The organism is Marinomonas shanghaiensis, from assembly GCF_003259175.1.
Taxonomy (GTDB): Bacteria; Pseudomonadota; Gammaproteobacteria; order Pseudomonadales; family Marinomonadaceae; genus Marinomonas; species Marinomonas shanghaiensis.
In genome coordinates this window covers 135,721-153,976 of the sequence record NZ_QGOK01000003.1, presented here as the reverse complement: position 1 = coordinate 153,976, position 18,256 = coordinate 135,721, and the positions used below count along the sequence as shown (strand labels likewise).

The window sequence follows — 18,256 nt, the reverse complement described above, 5'->3', positions numbered from 1 at the left end:
CTCTTCTTACTGAAGAGAGAATGTCAATTAAAACTTGATAAGGATCACAATTCTCGATATAAATGCATCTTCAACTGGAGATGACGATGAGTAAAAAGTTCTTATTGCTTACCCCTGAGGATGGCGCTGATATTCTAAAAAGCTTAGCCGCTCCAGCTCGATTGGCTATCTTGTCCTTACTGCACGAAAAAGGCCCAATGAATGTTAATGACATTGCCGATTTCCTAGAATTACCTCAATCCTCAACCTCCAGCCATCTAAACTCCCTTGAAAGTGCAGGGTTAATTACCACCGAAAGCCAAAAAGGTCGTAAAGGCAGTCAAAAAATCTGCCGTGCGGTCCACGAAGAAATTGTCTTATCCTTCAGTCATACCAAACAAAATCAGAACAATGTCATCGAAGTGGCCATGCCGGTCGGTTTGTATTCTGAGTTCGATGTCATGGCGCCTTGTGGCTTGTGCTCTGAATCTGGCATTGTGGGATATTTAGACAGTCCGGACACCTACCTCTCACCCGATCGTATGCGCGCCAGTTTACTGTGGTTCACCAAAGGTTATGTGGAATATCAATTTCCTAATAACGCGCGCATTGCAGGCCAAACAGTAAAAGAACTGGAGCTGGTAATGGAATTGTCTTCAGAAGTACCCGGCACCTCAGAAAACTGGCCCTCTGACATACATATTTCCCTAAATGGTAAAACCGCAGCTATTTGGACAGCACCTGGCGATTACGGCGATCATCGTGGCAAATATACCCCTGATTGGTGGAAGCTTGCTGGCAGCCAGTACGGCCATTTAAAAAGCTTTCGGGTCACTCATGATGGCACTTATATTGATGGAGTACGTGTTTCAGATGTTTGTTTGAAAGACCTAGCTTTGGAAGAACACAGGTCTATTCGCGTACGAATTTCCGTCCCTGACGACGCCGAGCATCCTGGTGGAATTAATATTTTTGGCAAGCACTTTGGCAATTATGACCAAGACATTATTTTACGCCTTCAATCTTGACCCCATACACAATATCTTATTTTCTGATGTTGATATTCATAAGCCAGCCCAAAAAAATAATAATTCAAAAATTCCATATATTTTAATACCTTAGCAATCACTAAAATACTTACCTCGTTCTTTTTTTGTTACACCCTCCACTCAAACATACCAATTTTGGTATTTAATTGCACAAAAAATACACGTCTTATTGATTGACCTCAGGTCAAACATGCTTTTAATATCCACTAATCAGATAATAAACAAAAAATCAGATATTTAATAAATCTGAATATCCTACAAAAATAAAAAAGGAGTAAGCATGCGCGCTAACGTAACTGCACACAAAGATTATGTGATTGCCAAAATAGACCCTCGTCTTTATGGCTCTTTCATCGAACACTTAGGTCGCGCTGTTTACAGTGGCATCTATGAACCAGACCATGAAACCGCCGACAAACATGGCTTTCGCCAAGATGTCATCGAGCTAATTAAAGACATTGATGTCCCCGTGACACGCTATCCTGGTGGTAACTTTGTATCCGCCTATAACTGGGAAGATGGCATTGGACCAAAAGAAGATCGTCCTACTCGACTTGACCTTGCATGGCACACATCAGAAAGTAACGAAGTCGGCATTCATGAATTCGCAGAATGGGCTGAACAAGCTGGCACAGAAATGATGCTAGCAGTAAACCTTGGTTCACGCGGTTTAGACGAAGCGCGCGCTTTTTTGGAGTACGTCAATCATCCTGGAGGCTCTTATTGGTCTGATCTTCGCAAACAAAATGGTCGTGAAGCACCATGGGATGTGAAGCTTTGGTGTCTCGGTAATGAGATGGATGGACCGTGGCAAATTGGCCAAAAAACCGCGGCGGAATACGGTCGAGTCGCTTTTGAAACCGCCAAAGCCATGCGTGCTTTCGATAAAAAAATTGAACTCGTCGTTTGTGGCTCTTCTTCACCCAAAATGGCCACGTATCCAGAATGGGAAAGCACGGTTTTAGATTATACCTACGACACTGTCGACTATATTTCCCTGCACATGTATTTCGATAACCACGAAAAAAACACCGCTAACTACTTAGCAAAAGCGCGCTTGCTCGATAATTATATCGACACCATCGCGGCGGTCATTAAAGCGACAAAAGCTAAAAAGCGTTCCAAACACGATGTGTATATTTCCTTTGATGAATGGAATGTTTGGTACCACTCCAACGAGCAAGATAAGAAAATCCTGGGTGGCAATGATGGCTGGCCACATGCTCCTGCCTTACTGGAAGATATTTATGATTTTGCCGATACCCTGCAAGTCGGCTGTATTCTCAATACCTTTATTCGCCACAGTGATGTTGTCAAGATTGGCTGCTTAGCACAATTGGTAAACGTTATCGCCCCCATCATGACGGTAAAAGGTGGCCCTGCGTGGCGTCAGTCTACTTATTATCCCTATTTATACGCCTCTCAGTATGGTCGTGGCACAGCATTGAATCTCGCCGTGCAATGTCAGGGTTACGATACTGAATTCGCAAGCGATGTGTCCTATTTGGATATCTCGGCCGTGCAATCCGATAAAGACGGCGCCTTGACTTTCTTTATTGTGAATCGCCATCCGGAAGAAACTATTGAGTTAGACCTCTCTTTACAAGGTTTTTCGCACCAGAACATCATTATGGATAAGGTCATGGCTGGTCATGCATTGGACGCAAAAAATGGCCCAAATGCAGAACAGGTCGCGCCACAAGATGGTCATGGCGCTTCTGTAGCACAGCAGCAACTAACGGCAAGCATTGCTCCTATGAGCTATCGCATGATTCGACTTGGGGCGTAAGCCCCAAGTACTTCCGTTTAACATTGGCTGAGAGAGAAAACCATGTCTGCATCTATCTCTATAAAAAATATAACAAAGCGATATGACAGCGTTACTGTATTAGACAACATCAATTTGCATATTCAAGACGGTGAGTTTGTTGTTTTTCTGGGCCCTTCTGGCTGTGGTAAATCCACCCTACTTCGTATGATAGCGGGACTGGAATCCATTACAGAAGGTTCTATTGAAATTGGTGACAAGCGCATTGACACCCTCCCCCCAGGACAGCGAGGCATTGCGATGGTGTTTCAGTCCTATGCGCTCTACCCTCACATGACAACACGTCAGAACATGGCATTTGGCCTTGAAAATGTGAAAGTCGCTCGAGACGAGATTGACCGTCGCGTCAACGATGCGGCAAAAATTCTCGAAATCGATCACTTGTTAGATCGCAAACCCGGTCGGCTCTCTGGTGGCCAACGTCAACGTGTTGCCATTGGCAGGGCCATTGTCAAAGAACCCAAAGCTTTTCTCTTCGATGAGCCGTTGTCTAATTTAGACGCCGCCCTTCGTGGCAGAACGCGTTTAGAATTGGCACAACTCCACCAGCGTCTTGGTTCGACCATGATTTTTGTCACCCACGATCAAGTGGAAGCCATGACACTGGCAGATCGCATTGTCATTATGCACAAGCAAAAGATTGAACAAATTGGTACTCCTATGGAAATTTACCAATATCCAGTCAGTCGTTTTGTCGCTGAATTTGTGGGATCACCACCTATGTCTATGCTGCCCATTAACAACATAGAAAACACAGAAAATGGCGTAACAGTAGAAGTCAGCGGTGCCGGAAAAGTCACCACCAGCATCACATTGCCAACCGATTTTAGCGCAAAAGACGCTGTGCTTGGCATTCGAGCCGAAGACACAACCCTTGTTTCAACACAAGAAAAGGGTCTGGATTTAACCATAAAAGTGATAGAACGCCTTGGCGACCGAACCCTACTCTATGGCACGTTGGCCGACGGCACAGAACTGATTGCGGAGGATTCTGGACGCTCAAAAACAAAAGCGGGCGACGTCGTAAGGGTATCCGTTTCACCTCATGCTGTGCATATTTTTGACGCTAACGGCTTGGCTTATCACAGTCATATGGAGGTGTAACGTGGCAGAAAGCTATCGTCGTTCTCGTTGGTCAAATGGTCTATTTGTCGTGCCATATTTAAGTGTATTTTTAACCTTGCTGGTCTTTCCGCTTGGCTGGGGCATTTGGCTGTCACTTAATAAAGTCGATCTTTTTGGCGGTGAGCGTTTCATCGGCTTAAAAAATTACGCGCGTGTATTGAGCGATCCTATATTTGGACAAGCGGTAAAAAATACCGTCATTTTTGTCGGCGTCTCTGTTCCAACGCTGGTGATCTTGGGGTTGTTTCTGGCGCTAGCCTTAAATAAAACCACCAAAGGCTCCTCTTTCTTACGAGGGGTGTTTTTTGCCTCTTCCATCTTGTCAGTGACCATAGTCACACTGATTTGGCGCATCGTATTTATCCCCAACGATGGTTTAATGTCATTAATATTCAACTATTTCGGCTGGCAACCCATTGGCTTCCTTTCCACTCAAGGTTGGTCACTGTTTTCCGTTGGTGTCGCGACGGTATGGTGGTGTATCGGCTTGCCCATGATGCTTTTCTTGGCCGCGTTGCAGCAGATCCCCAAAGACCTGTATGAAGCAGCCGCTCTCGATAACGCCACCCGCTGGCGGGTGCTTACTCGTATCACACTGCCATCAATCAAATCCACCATTATGCTGGTTGCCGTGATTCAAGTCGTCATGCAGTTCCAGTTATTTGGCCAAGCACAACTAATGACTAACGGCGGTCCTGCGGGCTCCTCTCGACCCATTGTTATGTACATTTATGAAGTCGGATTCTTACGCTGGGACATTGGCATGGGTGCGGCAGCATCGCAAATTCTCTTCTTAATCATTCTCTGTGCTGCCATGCTGCAGTATTGGATCAGCACTCGTAAAGAGGAGGCAGACGCATGAAAACATTACGCTATTCACCTGAACATTTAACCTCTAACCGCCGTCTGTTTTGGATAGCAGCAGCATTAGGCATCATCATGATGGCGCCTGTGGCATGGATCATTGGGCTATCTTTTAAAGACAATGCCGAACTGTTACGAGGCACAGAAGCTGTCTTTTCCCTGCCTTACACCTTGGTGAATTATACCAACATCCTAAAGTCTTCCAGCGTTTTTGGTTGGTTTATGAATTCTATGATTGTGGCAGTTGGTCAAACTTTTGGGGTATTACTCCTGTCTTCGTTAGCAGGATATGCTTTTGCAAGACTGGAGTTTCCCTTCCGTAAAACCCTGTTCATTATAGTGTTATTTGGTTTAGCCGTGCCTGAACAAGCTGTGATTATTGCCCGTCACCAAATGTTTAACTGGTTTGACCTACACAACACGCACATTGGTTTGATATTACCTAACTTGTCTTCGGCCTTTGGCGTGTTTCTGATGACGCAATTCTTTCGCGCTATCCCCAAAGAAATCGACGAAGCCGCTATGCTCGACAACGCCTCTACCTTTCGTATTTTTTGGAAAGTGCTATTGCCATTGACGCTGCCTGCACAAGCAACGTTAGGGATTTTCACCTTTTTACAAGCTTGGAATGATTATTGGTGGCCACTGATATCAGCCACTAAAGCCGATATGTACACCCTCACCATAGGCATAGCCTCCTCGCAAACAAACTTTGCACAGTCAGAAGGCTTAGGCTTTTTAGGCGCTCAAGCCGTCTTTGCCTCCTTACCTGTGGTGATTGTTTATATCTTTTTTCAACGCCATATCGTCACCGCTGTCTCAGGAGGTGCCGTTAAATAACCTTCACTACGGAAAACATGTAAGTAATAACAACCTAGGAGAAAAAAATAATGAAAAGATTACTTCTCGGAACAACCGCAATCAGTGTACTGGCACTATCGCCCATTGCGAATGCTAATACGACGATTGAACTGCAACGTTTTTTTGGTGCGTGTGATGCAGAATACGGCAGCAGCATCGATGTCTCAGCCGCCGTAGGGGAATGCGGCATTATTACCACTTTGGTCAACAAGTTCGAAGCGGACAATCCAGGCATCGACGTAAAAGTTACCACCGTAGAATGGCCAGGATACGACCAGCTTAACGCCCAATTGGCGTCCCGCTCTGCTCCAGATGTTGTATCCATGCATTACTCTGCCATGTCAGATTATCAGTCTCGCGGCCTACTCGTGCCACTTGATAGCTTATTGAAAGAGCAAGGCATTCAAGCAACAGACTTTACCGATGCTGCCATTTCGAGTGTGACCAAAGAAGATAAAATATACGCTTTGCCCTTCGACAACTGGACCATGCTCTTTCATGTAAATACAAATTTAATGAAACAAGCTGGCTTAATAGACAAAAATGACAACCCTGTGTTACCAACTAACCGAGACGAACTATTTGCACAAGGTCAGCAATTTAAAAACGCGACTCAACAACCGTATTTAATTCAAATATCAGCCAACGAAACGGCGGCATACGCACGTATTTTTTATACACTCATGATGCAACAAGACAGCAAATTCTTCGCTGATCCAAGTCGGATCGACTTAAGCGGTGAAGACGCCAAAGCAGCGCTTACCTTGATGAAAGAGATTGTCAACAAGGGGTTGAGCAGTCAAAATTTGGATTACCCTGCCGCGGTATCCGCTTTCGCTAACGGTAATGGCGGCATTGCAGTCAATGGTACATGGCTAATCGGCTCATACGATGCACAATCCAAAGAAGCCAATAATGCCTTATCGGACGGCTATCGTGTTTTCCCTGTGCCTCAATTTTTCTCACAAAAAGACGCCACTTATGCCGATGGGCACGGTTGGGTTGTCCCCCGCGGTGATCGTAGTGATGAAAAGATGGCGGCCATTGGCAAACTGTTTAAATTTCTTTATGACAACGATTATGAATGGGCTCGAACTGGCCATTTACCAACGGTGAAAAAAGTCATTACCAGTAATGAGTTCACCTCGTTACCACATCGTAGTGACATCGCCAAAATAACCAAAACAGGACAAGCCTTACCCGCTGAAGTATTACGCCAATTTGCTATCCAGGATATTCTTGGTGAAGAATTAGGCTCTGCCGTCAATGGCAATAAATCAATAGACGATGCTCTCAAAACAGCGCAATATCGTATTAACGACTTGTTAGAAAATATTTGATCTGTTTATACTCTGGGGGCCTCAGCCCCCATTTATTTTAATAAGAGAGCGTTTTCACTATGAATTTAGCGCCAGATTTGCACCAAGTTCAGCGTATTTTGCTGACAAACTCACAACTCAAGGTATCGATTTTAACCTTGGGGGCCAGCATCCAATCCATCCATTTAAAAGGCTACCCGCATTCGCTCGTATTAGGTTCGTCTAATCTTGCGGATTATCTTGGCAACGCTAAATACTTTGGTGCCGTTGTCGGCCGAGTTGCCAATCGTACCGCCAGAGGCCATGCGATGATTGACGGCAAGACGTATCAATTGCCACTAACCTTGCCGGAGTCTCACCATTTGCACGGTGGTCCCGCTGGCACAGGCAGTAAAAATTGGACCATCGTTGAACAAACCGATGACGGCGTGCAACTACAAACAAAATTGGCGGATGGTGAAATGGGTTATCCTGGCAACATGATAGTCAATGTTTTTTATCGCCTAATTGACAGCAGTTTAGAAATGGAAATTACCGCCACCACCGATAAACTAACCCTCTGTAATTTTGCGGGACACAGCTATCTTAATCTTGATGGCACAGGCTCTATTTTAGATCACCAACTTCACATCAAAGCCGATCACTATTTACCGGTCGATAACGAGCTCATTCCTACTGGAGAAGTAACCCCCACAGAAGGCAGTGCTTTTGATTTTAATCAACTGCGAAATATTGGCCGTGAAGATTATCCAGGGCTCGACACCAACTTCTGCCTTTCTCTGGCCAGTCGCCCCATTCAAACGGTAGCAACACTCAAAGCACCAATAACAGGGCTCAGTCTAGACTACCAAACAACAGAACCGGGACTGCAAGTCTATGATGGCCGCCACATACAACTGAGCGCCGAGGCGAACATCAACCAAGGTGAACTGACCGCTTATGCAGGCCTTGCGCTGGAAGCACAACATTGGCCCGATGCCGTCCACCAGTCACATTTTCCGCCTATTCTGCTGACACCAGACAATGCATACCAACAAATCACACGTTATGTGTTTCGTTAATTCCCGATTTTTTACACCCTACTGAAATAAAAAAAGGGCCGTTCTAATATCCCAATAGAACGGCCCTTTTTTACTAAAGAAACATCGCTTATAAAGCTAAGGTAAACGTGCCTTCAGGTGTCACAGGAAGATATTTTTTATAAAAATCCAAATACGCTTGTTCAGGATTTAAATCTGAAAACACTTCTGGGTACATGGCTTTTGCGTAGAATTCAATCATGGCAGCGTCTAAAATAGTACGGCATGCACCATGATAAGCACCATATAATCGATTATTTTGCACTGCCGCGATGGACGACCAGCCTAGACGATCTTTGTAACCTTCCAAACGCTTACGAGCTTCAGCCTCATCAACACCTTGCCCCATCACCATGGAGTCCGTGCCTTTACCCGTTTCATAACCCGTAATGATGATCACGTCAGGGTTAGAAGCGATTACTTGCTCAGGATTTAACTTGCCCCACCATTCAACAAAAGGTGCAGAAATATTGTCGCCACCTGCCATAGTAGAGATCGCCCCCCACATGTTTTTACCAAAGGTAAAACCCAGCTCTTGTACACCTGATGAACCAAATTCTGTGTACACTTTTGGCGCTGGCAAATTAGCCTCTGCTAGACGTTTGCTCACCATTTCAACGGTTTTTGTGTATTCAGCAGCAATAGTGGCAGCACGTTTTTCTTGACCAGTAATCACCCCAATCAACTCGGTGCTTTTTACATGACGCTCTAACGTTTGAGCATTGTAATCGACCACGATCACCTTGATACCCGCACTTTCAAGACGCTCAATATCCGTCCCTAGTCCCTTGTATTGCCAATCAGCCAACATCAATACATCGGGGTTCAAGCTAATCGCTTTTTCAACGGAAAAAGTTTGCGTATCAACACGACCAATTTCCGGGATATCTTGTAATGAAGGACGATGCTTCACATACATTTCCCAATTAGCCGGACGCGCTTCCCAGATGTATTTCGACATCCCCACAACTTTGTCGTAAGCGGCTTCCGTACCGATAGCCATATAATCCTCAGGATAAAACCCAACAATGACACGTTGTGCTGGTGCATTGAAAGTCACCTCACGATCAAGGACATCTTTCACAGTAACTTGACCAGCCCAAGTTGCACTCACACAAAAAGCGAACAAAAGCATTACAAACGACTTAACCATAGTGATACCTTTATTAATAAGTTTAGACGCATATGATAATCGTTATTACTTCATTTTTAAAAACAATTCTTTTGTATTTATACCAATCGTCTCGCTTAAGTTGTCAACCCATACCAAAAAACGTAATAAAAACCATAAAAAAAGACCACTGCAAACAAGTGGCCTTTTCTGTGTTTTATATCAAATCATTGCTTCGCTTTATTCAGTGCGGAATCGAACCACCATGGAATGTAGCTCTTTACTCAACAAGTCCTGCTTACGACAAAGCTCGGCAACGTCACCAGAAATACCGGAAACACGATGCGCCGATTCACTGATAGCATTGATATTGGCATTCACGCCTTCAGTGACAGCGCGCTGCTCTTCAGCAGACGCCGCTGTTTGCATGGTCATATCACGCATCTGCTTAACCACTTCTTCAATCTGTTCAAAGGAATTCAGCGCTTGGTCGGATAAACTCATGGCATTTTCCGATTCTGCCAAACTGGTCACCATGGAGTCCGATGCCTGCTTGGTTCGACTCGCCAGCAAACCTAGAATATTACTAATCTGTTCTGTCGATTCTTGTGTCCTTCCCGCCAAAGTACGAACTTCATCGGCAACCACCGCAAAACCACGACCCTGCTCACCCGCACGTGCAGCCTCAATCGCTGCGTTTAAAGCCAGCAAGTTGGTTTGTTCAGCAATCGCCTGAATGGTTGACAGTATCTGATTGATGTTCGTCGTTTCTTTTTGCAATTCAGTAATAATCTGATTCGATTCTTTTAGACGCGAGCCTAAACGGTTGACGCCTTCCGCGCTGTTTTTAAGAAGATTTTTTCCCGCTATCGTCGTTTCCAAACCTTTTTCAGAAAACTGCGCCGAATTGGCACAACTTTCCGCCGCCTCGTTCGAAGCAATCAGCATCTGTTGACCCGCCTCGGAAATCAGCTCGATGGATTGCAACTGTTTTGTTGCTGCTTGCGCAACGTCACTCGCTTTAGAGGAGGTTTCTGCCGCGATCTTGTCTATCTGCATACTGGATTTTTTAATGCCTAAAATCAGCGCCCGAGTGGATTCAATGAATTGATTAAACCAGTTAGAGAGCGTACCCGTTTCATCATTTGTCTGAATGTCGATTTTCGAAGTGAGATCGCCTTCCCCTTCTGCCAAAACACGCAGATGACTAGAAACGGATTCAATAGGCGTAATGAGACTTTTTGCCATCATGTAAGCAACCACAGCAAACACAAGCAAAAGCAAGATACATACAATCGCAGTGGTTTTAATCAACTCCATTGTGCTGGCATAAATTTCAGATGCAGGCATGAGACCCACAAACTTCCACTTCAAATTAGGCGAGGTAAAAACGTTGGCGTAATAATCAACACCATTTAACGAAAAATCAATTAAACCAGAGGGTGTTTGTGCTATTTTTTGATAAGCATCGCCCGTCAGATCACTGATTTTCTTAAAGTTATTATCAGCATTAAGGGCATCAACTAAAACAGTTCCCGTATTTTCAATCACCATAATGCTGCCGGTAGTGCCTAGCTTAGTTTTATTGGCCATTTCCGTTAAGGTTTTAATGGATACATCAACGGCCACAACACCACCAACGGCATTGCCTTTTTGATACGTTCGTACAGCAGAAACATACACAGCATCGTCTGGTTCCCAATAATAAGCGTCTCGCAACGCCACCTTACCAGGATTTTCCATCGCTCTTGTATACCAACCACGCTGTTTAGGATGCCATTCTGCGTACTCATACGTTCCTGGCCACTCTAAATAACCATCGGCATCATCCCCCATATAAACATAAACGTAATTTGGGTTATTTTTACCAATGGCTTCAAACAAATTAAACACTTCCGCCTCTCGACCGCCATTTTGCTGTGCAATAAGGCTAGGCGCTTTACCTTGTTTTTCGTGATAGGTGGTTAAAGGCATGGCATTAGGATCGGCAACCGCATCGCTGTCGGCCATAAACCCTACTACAGACTTTATGTCACTCATAAACTGGTCAAAGGATTTTTCGACCGCACTTAATGTTTGTCCACTGTTTTGTGAAAAGGTTTTAAGGGCTTGATCAGAGGCAAGAAAAGCGGTAATTGAACTAACGATTAGAACAGGCAGAACAGTAGCAATTGAAAAGGCAATCAGTAATTTTGTTTTGATTTTCATGTCATACTTCCAAACATATTAATGTCCATATTAATAAAATAAATTCGGGTCAAAATACGAGTCACGAAAGAATTTATACATCACTACGTCTTGTCCGATAAGAAACAAACCGCCAATAATAAATTACTATTAAAAACTCGCAATCTGATTAAATCTTTACTTTCTAAACAGGAATAAAATACTGGATTCTCTGAACTTAAACCATCACTTCTATTAAAAAATATAGCCTAAAAATGTATTTTTGATAGGAATCCATAAAATAAAATAGATTCCTAAAATTTGCCCTTTTTTAGCGCGTCATTCTAGGCGTTATATTAAGCATTTAACCAAACGCAACCATTACATTAGAGACGGCAGGTAAAACCGTAACATTATCTTTTTGCATTTCCTTGCAAAGATCTTTAATGAAGGGGATCTGCTCTGGGTAAGCTTTCAACCATGACAAAACGGCAGTCTGAACTTCCATTAGACTTTGCTCTTGAGTTACTGGGGCACCAAGTGCGATGAGCCTGTCTTTAAAATCAACCTCATCGACCAAATCTACAATCATCATCTTATGTACCTACCAACAAAAACTGTTCAATCAATAACCAACGGTGACATAGCTTATACCTAAATAGCCCTTTAGCGAATCACTTTTTCTTCTATTAAAAGATCAAAAATTGCTTGTGCTTTTTCCGTTGATGATTCGTTCCTCAGAACTTTACCTCCCCCTCCTACCGGTTTTGCTGTTGCCGCCTTCATTCTGTCGGCTGCCGTCTTCGCTTTTACCACTTTAATACGCTTAGGACGTGGCTTGGCGACACTGATTTGCCATTGGCTTGCGGCTTCATCAACCACAGAGTCACCATTCAACACTTTAAAATCCGCTCTTAAACCAGGTCCAAACGCCGTTTGACGTGCCTCTTGCGCGGCATTATCAACACTGGCAATAAACGGTAATTTAACCGTTACCGCTCGACGCTGACCACGAGGTAATGCCAGAAGCACTTCTGCCTCACCGTTTTTAATCTCTAAAACCTCTGCCACACGAGGAACTAACGGCCAACCTAATTTCTCAGCCAATAAATACGGCAACATACCCGAGGACTCCCCTCCTTCGGCGCGAACCCCTGTTAGTACGACATCAACAGATTTATCTTGTAAAAATGACATCAGGACAGGCAAGGCATCGCAACCCTCAGACTGTTCCAAAACCGTTAAAGACGGTAGCCCCATACCAGCATATTGGCGAAGTACAGGTTCTTTCGCATTACCAGCATGAACCACAGTTAAAGATTGGCCCGCCAGTGTTAAACCAAGTTCAACGGCTCGGCCATCTTGTTCAGCACGACGAGCACGGCCAGACTGTGGGTGACGCCCTATCGATACTAAAGAAACCACATTGATATTAGGCTGCATCGCTTTTCTCCTCTTGGCCTTTAGATAAGGAATAATGCTGAGCAAGTTGAATCAATTCGGCTAAGACGTCTTCGCTGTCCGCAATGACCGCCAGATCAGCCCGCTTTACCATATCGCAACCCGCATCGGTATTAATCGCAACCACTTTGTCGCATTGCCCAATCCCTTGCATATGCTGGATCGCACCGGAAATTCCCACGGCCAAATAGACTCGGGCGGTCACCCAAGTGCCTGACGCCCCGACTTGTCGAGCACGAGGCATAAAGCCATCGTCCACCGCAACACGGCTGGCCCCTTCGGTTGCCCCAAGCGCCGCAGCGGCGGCATGGAACTGATCCCAATTGTGAATACCATTACCCGCCGACAAAATAAATTCTGCTTCCGCCAATGGCACCGCATTAGAGTCCACAGCGATCAAGCCTTTATCAACCATCGCTGGTGTCGTTTGCTCAATACCATCAATAGCCATTGGCAAAACTTGGTGACGTGATTCATCGATGGCATCACCACATTCTTCCAGTAAAGTAAGAATGCGTGGCGTATCACGCAAAATATCCTGACTTGCCGAAGCGCCACGACACACTGTGTGTTCTGCGTTCACTTGCCAAGCCTGCGCGGCAAGTCGCTCACCTAAACGTGCTGATAGGCGGCAAGCCAAATCCATGCCGCCATGCACACTATCAGGGAACAACCAGTAATCGGGTTTATATTGCGCTTCTATTTGCAGTAATGCGTTGAGCCTTGCTTCTGGCGCAAAACCTTCGTATATCTCACCTTGAAGATGAACCAAACGATCCACACCCGCTAAATCACACTGTGTTTCTTTATTGTCACCAAAACACACCAAAGTCACGGCACCATTGCGTTTCGCCACCAATTGATGCGCCAACCCCAGAATATCTTTATCGTGACCAGTCAAACGACCGCCCACCATATCCGCCACCACCATGATGTAAAAGTCAGGATTTTCAACAATGTGTAGCGGCAACTGAGTTTCTTTCGTCGCACTTGAGCGTTTTTTGTCTCCAAGACTGGCACTAGATGTATTCGTCCTATCGATTCGTTTAATGCCATTAGGACCAATAAAGCCAATGACGTGTGGATTCTTACGCAATAAGCCAGACGGCCCACGTACTTCAACGCCGCCAATTTGCAGCATTTCATTATGCAAAGGATGCAATCGGTTCCGCGCAATCCATTCCGCTCTTGGGTCTCTTCGTAGCAGATTATCTAAAGAGCTGTCTTTTGATGATAAATCGCTCATCAGTGTGTCTCCTCAATTAACTGCCCAGCCAGAATTTCAGCAATGTCTTTTACAACGGGTCTAGGCTCAACCACACCTTCCAACATTGCCGTACATTGCTGACAACCCACCGCAACCATGTCCGCACCGGTACTGGTAACGTCTTCCATGCGCATATCGGCAATACGACGCTCACCTGGAATATCCGTAATGGGCGCACCACCGCCACCGCCACAGCAACGTGAGCGGAAGCGAGACCGCTCCATCTCAGCGACATCAATCCCCAAGCTTGCAAGCAACTCACGCGGCGCTTCATACTCGCCATTGTAACGGCCAAGATAACAAGGATCATGATACGTGACTTTACTACCAGCAAGCGGACTTAGGTGAAAACGTCCCTCTTTGATTAAACGATTTAAGAAAGTGGTATGGTGTAATACTTCAACATCTTTCAAGGCATCGGAACCAAAATCGCCATACTCATTTCGTAAACAATGGAACGCATGTGGGTCCGTTGTCACAATGGTATTAAAACGGTATTTCGACAAAGTCGCTAAGTTACGTTTTGCCAAACTTTGGAAAGTGGCGTCATCACCCAAACGGCGAGCAACATCACCGCAGTCTCGTTCTTCATCGCCAAGAATCGCCACGTCTACATTGGCGGCTTTTAATAATTTTACGAAGGAGCGCAAAATTCGCTGGCTACGCATATCAAACGCACCGTCAGAGACCCAAAACAATACATCCGCTTGCTTCACGTCTTTCATCACTTTCAAATTCTGATCGGCTGCCCAGTGGGTTCGACTCGCAGGTGAGTAACCGTTTGGATTGTCCGTCGCGATGATGTTTTCGAGAACTTGCGCCCCTTTATTTGGCGTCTCACCTTTTTCAAGAGTCAAGAAACGACGCATATCGACAATGGCGTCCACATGCTCAATCATCATTGGGCACTCTTCCACACAGGCACGGCAAGTGGTACATGACCACAGCGTATCTGGATTCACCAAACCATCCGTGATAATTTGATTTGGTGCCCCTTTGGCATGACCGACTTCAACATTTGGATAGGGACTGCCCGCGTACTTTTCATCGGTACCACCAGCCAAACCCACCACCATATCTTGAATCAGTTTTTTCGGATTCAAAGGCTGACCCGCAGCAAAAGCAGGGCACACCGCTTCGCATCGACCACATTGCACACAGGCATCAAAACCTAATAACTGATTCCATTTAAAGTCGGTTGGTTTAGCCACACCATAAACTTCTTTGATGGTAACGCCATCGCCAAAATCGACTGGCTTTAAACCTGTGGAACGACCGCCACCAAAACGCTCTGGACGACGATGAAACGCAAGGTGCAACGCGCCCGCGAAAGCATGTTTCATTGGTCCACCCCACGTCATGCCAAACAACATTTCACTTAGGCTGACTAAAATAAGAGCGGATAAAACCAGCGTCAGGATCCAACCACCTGTCCCTTCTGGCAGCATTCCAACAATAGGTAATCCCGCAGCCGGAAGTGTCAACACAAAAAAGGTGATAGAAAAGGTTAACAAGCTTTTTGGCAAACGCATCCATGGCCCTTTTGAGAGGCGAGAAGGCGGATTTAAACGACGCTTGTAAACAAAGATTGCACCGCAGAACATCATCACCAAAGCGGCTAATAACGCCCAAGCAAGAATGTGACTTTCAACACCAAACAAATGCACCAGTATGGTTAGCGCCATGGCGAGTACAAAACCGCCACCGGTTGCTACGTGAGTGCGAGACATATATTTATCGCGCTCAACCACATGGTGAAGGTCGTGCAGATAACGTTTTGGCATCGCCATTAAGCCAGCCAAGATATCGACTTTTTCAGCCTGCCCCGCGCGCCATAAATTGATGCGGCGAACCGCACCAATCACAGCTAACACAAGGAGGACACCAATCAAAGTTGGAGGTAACCAATCAAGAGTCATGATGAGTCCTCATCATTTTAAATACAGAAGGCACATAGAGTTTTTATCAATACATGCATTAGCGATTTAACGAGCTCAACCATCGTGTCCTATAGGTCTTTGCATAGACGCAAAGCGTCGTACATAGCCGCATGAACGTTACGCTGAGACACACCATCGCCCAAGCGCCACAGGATCATGCCGTCACCACTGTCTTCATTTAAGACAGGCTGAGGTTTGATATCAAACAAGGCTTCGTTATCAATTTGACCTTTATTACGCGAACTCGCTTTCAGTGCGTAATACAAATCTTCATTTGGACGCGTGCCGTTCTCTACCACGATCTGATCCACAACACGCTCTTCTTTTTGCGCTGTGTATTCGTTTTCTAGGACGGCGACTAACTTGTCACCTTCACGGTAAACTTTATCGAGCAGCATATCGGAAGTCATGATGACTTCTTTCTCATACAAGGAACGGTAATAGGTCGGGAAAGTCGTGCCACCAATGCCTACGCCGGGTTTAATGTCATCTGTGACCAATTCCACCAACGAACCTTTAGACGCCAAATAATCCGCCGCCGACATGCCTGAGAATTCACAAATCGTGTCATAAACCAAGACGTTTTTGCCGGGTTCGACCTTACCGCTAAGAATATCCCACGTAGACACCACTAGACCTTCCGCGGCGCCCCACTCTGGATTTTGCTCCAAGAAAGGACGGCCACCCATGGCCAGAATACACACATCGGGGTTCAACTCTTTTATCAACTCTTCGCTGGCGGCGGTGCCCAAACGCACTTCCACACCTAAACGTTCTATTTCCATCACCAACCAACGCGTGATACCCGCAATTTGATCTCGCTGCGGCGCTTTGGCTGCCAAGACTAATTGCCCTCCTAGCTCGTTTGCTTTATCGATCAAGGTGACTTTGTGACCTCGTTCTGCCGCCACACGAGCGGCTTCTAATCCACCAGGACCACCACCAACCACCACCACATTACGCACAGGCCCTGTGGTTTTTTCAATAATATGAGGCAAGCCCATATATTCACGAGATGTCGCCGCGTTTTGAATGCACAAGACATCCAAGCCTTGATACTGACGGTCGATGCAGTAGTTTGCCCCCACACATTGACGAATCTGGTCCACCTGATCCATTTTGATCTTGGCGATAAAATGAGGATCAGCAATGTGCGCACGAGTCATACCAACAAAGTCCACATAACCCGCTTCAATAATACGTTTCGCTTGGTTTGGATCTTTGATGTTTTGTGCGTGAATCACAGGCACACTCACCACTTCTTTTATGCCCGCCGCCAAATATAAGAAAGGTTCTGGCGGATAACTCATGTTCGGAATCACGTTCGCCAAGGTGTTATGCGTATCACAACCCGATCCAACGACACCGAAATAATCCACCATGCCAGTAGCATCATAATATTGTGCGATTTTTTTCATCTCTTCATGGCCTAAGCCATCAGGATGGAATTCATCACCCGTAATACGCATGCCCACCACAAAATCTGGCCCCACTTCAGCGCGCACCGCTTTTAGCACTTCCATCCCAAACTTCATACGGCCTTCAAACGTGCCGCCCCATTCATCGGTACGTTTGTTCACACGTGGCGACCAAAACTGATCGATCAAATGCTGGTGTACAGCGGACAACTCCACACCGTCTAAACCGCCCTCTTTGGCGCGTCGTGCTGCCTGAGCAAAATCCCCAATAATGCGCCACATTTCTTCCACTTCGATGGTTTTACACGTCGCTCGGTGAACGGGTTCACGAATACCAGAAGGAGACATCAAGTTTGGCCAGTTTTCACCATCCCAACGGGAGCGACGTCCCATGTGAGTGATCTGAATCATGATCTTGCCACCGTGCTTATGCACCGCATCGGCGAGATTTTGGAAATGAGGAATGATGCGATCAGTCGATAAATTAACAGAACTCCACCAGCTTTGTGGACTATCAATAGACACCACACTGGAGCCACCGCAAATACACAAACCACAGCCACCCTTGGCTTTTTCTTCGTAATACTTCACATAACGATCGGTTGTCATACCGCCATCGGTGGCGTACACCTCCGCGTGAGCCGTACTAACAATACGATTACGGATGGTTAATTTATTGATGTTTAATGGCTCGAACAACGCATCATATTGGGACATAACAAAACCCCGCCTAACTGGCAAAATCATAAAAATAAATCGTAATAAAGAAAGAGCACCTGCCCGCGCTCT

14 protein-coding genes are annotated in these 18,256 nt (G+C 45.6%); 7 read left to right on the top strand and 7 right to left on the bottom strand.

Features of this window, described 5'->3' with window-relative positions; translation table 11 throughout:
- The first annotated feature begins 86 nt into the window (after positions 1-86).
- From DKT73_RS00990 to DKT73_RS00960, 7 genes are all read left to right on the top strand, one after another.
- Complete coding sequence (locus DKT73_RS00990; protein WP_111636746.1) at positions 87-1,007, top strand: ArsR/SmtB family transcription factor; 921 nt, start codon at positions 87-89, stop codon at positions 1,005-1,007.
- 301 nt (positions 1,008-1,308) lie between these two features.
- The gene (arfA, locus tag DKT73_RS00985) at positions 1,309-2,817 is read left to right on the top strand and encodes an arabinosylfuranosidase ArfA (RefSeq protein ID WP_111636745.1); all 1,509 of its coding nucleotides are present in this window, start codon (positions 1,309-1,311) and stop codon (positions 2,815-2,817) included.
- Positions 2,818-2,859: 42 nt separating this feature from the next.
- Complete coding sequence (locus DKT73_RS00980; protein WP_111636744.1) at positions 2,860-3,960, top strand: ABC transporter ATP-binding protein; 1,101 nt, start codon at positions 2,860-2,862, stop codon at positions 3,958-3,960.
- A gap of 1 nt (position 3,961) precedes the next feature.
- Positions 3,962-4,843, top strand: a complete 882-nt coding sequence (locus DKT73_RS00975) for a carbohydrate ABC transporter permease (RefSeq protein ID WP_111636743.1) — start codon at positions 3,962-3,964, stop codon at positions 4,841-4,843.
- On the top strand, positions 4,840-5,685 hold the full coding sequence (locus DKT73_RS00970; RefSeq protein WP_111636742.1) for a carbohydrate ABC transporter permease: 846 nt from the start codon (positions 4,840-4,842) through the stop codon (positions 5,683-5,685). Before DKT73_RS00975 ends, DKT73_RS00970 begins: the two co-directional genes overlap by 4 nt.
- A gap of 50 nt (positions 5,686-5,735) precedes the next feature.
- Entirely contained in the window at positions 5,736-7,046 is a 1,311-nt protein-coding gene (locus DKT73_RS00965) for an extracellular solute-binding protein (protein WP_111636741.1), read from the top strand.
- Positions 7,047-7,105: 59 nt separating this feature from the next.
- On the top strand, positions 7,106-8,086 hold the full coding sequence (locus DKT73_RS00960; protein WP_111636740.1) for an aldose epimerase family protein: 981 nt from the start codon (positions 7,106-7,108) through the stop codon (positions 8,084-8,086).
- Between the two features lie 88 nt (positions 8,087-8,174).
- Here DKT73_RS00960 and DKT73_RS00955 read toward each other — a convergent pair whose 3' ends face one another.
- The 7 genes from DKT73_RS00955 to dgcA form a co-directional block, all read right to left on the bottom strand.
- Positions 8,175-9,257, bottom strand: coding sequence for an ABC transporter substrate-binding protein (locus DKT73_RS00955; protein WP_111636739.1), 1,083 nt, complete (start codon positions 9,255-9,257; stop codon positions 8,175-8,177).
- Between the two features lie 198 nt (positions 9,258-9,455).
- Positions 9,456-11,423 carry a methyl-accepting chemotaxis protein gene (locus tag DKT73_RS00950; RefSeq protein WP_111636738.1) on the bottom strand — a complete coding sequence of 656 codons (1,968 nt, stop codon included), beginning with the start codon at positions 11,421-11,423 and terminating at the stop codon, positions 9,456-9,458.
- A gap of 322 nt (positions 11,424-11,745) precedes the next feature.
- Entirely contained in the window at positions 11,746-11,976 is a 231-nt protein-coding gene (locus DKT73_RS00945) for a hypothetical protein (RefSeq protein WP_111636737.1), read from the bottom strand.
- Positions 11,977-12,047: 71 nt separating this feature from the next.
- Positions 12,048-12,824 carry an electron transfer flavoprotein subunit beta gene (gene etfB, locus DKT73_RS00940; protein WP_111636736.1) on the bottom strand — a complete coding sequence of 259 codons (777 nt, stop codon included), beginning with the start codon at positions 12,822-12,824 and terminating at the stop codon, positions 12,048-12,050.
- The gene (gene etfA / locus DKT73_RS00935; protein WP_111636735.1) at positions 12,814-14,088 is read right to left on the bottom strand and encodes an electron transfer flavoprotein subunit alpha; all 1,275 of its coding nucleotides are present in this window, start codon (positions 14,086-14,088) and stop codon (positions 12,814-12,816) included. The genes etfB and etfA overlap by 11 nt, the downstream gene beginning before the upstream one ends.
- Positions 14,088-16,028, bottom strand: coding sequence for a (Fe-S)-binding protein (locus tag DKT73_RS00930; RefSeq protein WP_111636734.1), 1,941 nt, complete (start codon positions 16,026-16,028; stop codon positions 14,088-14,090). The genes etfA and DKT73_RS00930 overlap by 1 nt, the downstream gene beginning before the upstream one ends.
- Before the next feature lie 89 nt (positions 16,029-16,117).
- Positions 16,118-18,184 carry a dimethylglycine demethylation protein DgcA gene (dgcA, locus tag DKT73_RS00925; protein ID WP_111636733.1) on the bottom strand — a complete coding sequence of 689 codons (2,067 nt, stop codon included), beginning with the start codon at positions 18,182-18,184 and terminating at the stop codon, positions 16,118-16,120.
- Between the last annotated feature and the right edge of the window lie 72 nt (positions 18,185-18,256).

What these genes read in the sequence shown, in the direction of transcription:
- DKT73_RS00990 (WP_111636746.1), top strand. Translation starts at nt 87, where the DNA reads ATGAGTAAAAAGTTCTTATTGCTTACCCCTGAGGATGGCGCTGATATT.
- arfA (WP_111636745.1), top strand. Translation starts at nt 1,309, where the DNA reads ATGCGCGCTAACGTAACTGCACACAAAGATTATGTGATTGCCAAAATA.
- DKT73_RS00980 (WP_111636744.1), top strand. Translation starts at nt 2,860, where the DNA reads ATGTCTGCATCTATCTCTATAAAAAATATAACAAAGCGATATGACAGC.
- DKT73_RS00970 (WP_111636742.1), top strand. Translation starts at nt 4,840, where the DNA reads ATGAAAACATTACGCTATTCACCTGAACATTTAACCTCTAACCGCCGT.
- DKT73_RS00965 (WP_111636741.1), top strand. Translation starts at nt 5,736, where the DNA reads ATGAAAAGATTACTTCTCGGAACAACCGCAATCAGTGTACTGGCACTA.
- DKT73_RS00960 (WP_111636740.1), top strand. Translation starts at nt 7,106, where the DNA reads ATGAATTTAGCGCCAGATTTGCACCAAGTTCAGCGTATTTTGCTGACA.
- DKT73_RS00955 (WP_111636739.1), bottom strand. Translation starts at nt 9,257, where the DNA reads ATGGTTAAGTCGTTTGTAATGCTTTTGTTCGCTTTTTGTGTGAGTGCA.
- DKT73_RS00950 (WP_111636738.1), bottom strand. Translation starts at nt 11,423, where the DNA reads ATGAAAATCAAAACAAAATTACTGATTGCCTTTTCAATTGCTACTGTT.
- DKT73_RS00945 (WP_111636737.1), bottom strand. Translation starts at nt 11,976, where the DNA reads ATGATGATTGTAGATTTGGTCGATGAGGTTGATTTTAAAGACAGGCTC.
- etfB (WP_111636736.1), bottom strand. Translation starts at nt 12,824, where the DNA reads ATGCAGCCTAATATCAATGTGGTTTCTTTAGTATCGATAGGGCGTCAC.
- etfA (WP_111636735.1), bottom strand. Translation starts at nt 14,088, where the DNA reads ATGAGCGATTTATCATCAAAAGACAGCTCTTTAGATAATCTGCTACGA.
- DKT73_RS00930 (WP_111636734.1), bottom strand. Translation starts at nt 16,028, where the DNA reads ATGACTCTTGATTGGTTACCTCCAACTTTGATTGGTGTCCTCCTTGTG.
- dgcA (WP_111636733.1), bottom strand. Translation starts at nt 18,184, where the DNA reads ATGTCCCAATATGATGCGTTGTTCGAGCCATTAAACATCAATAAATTA.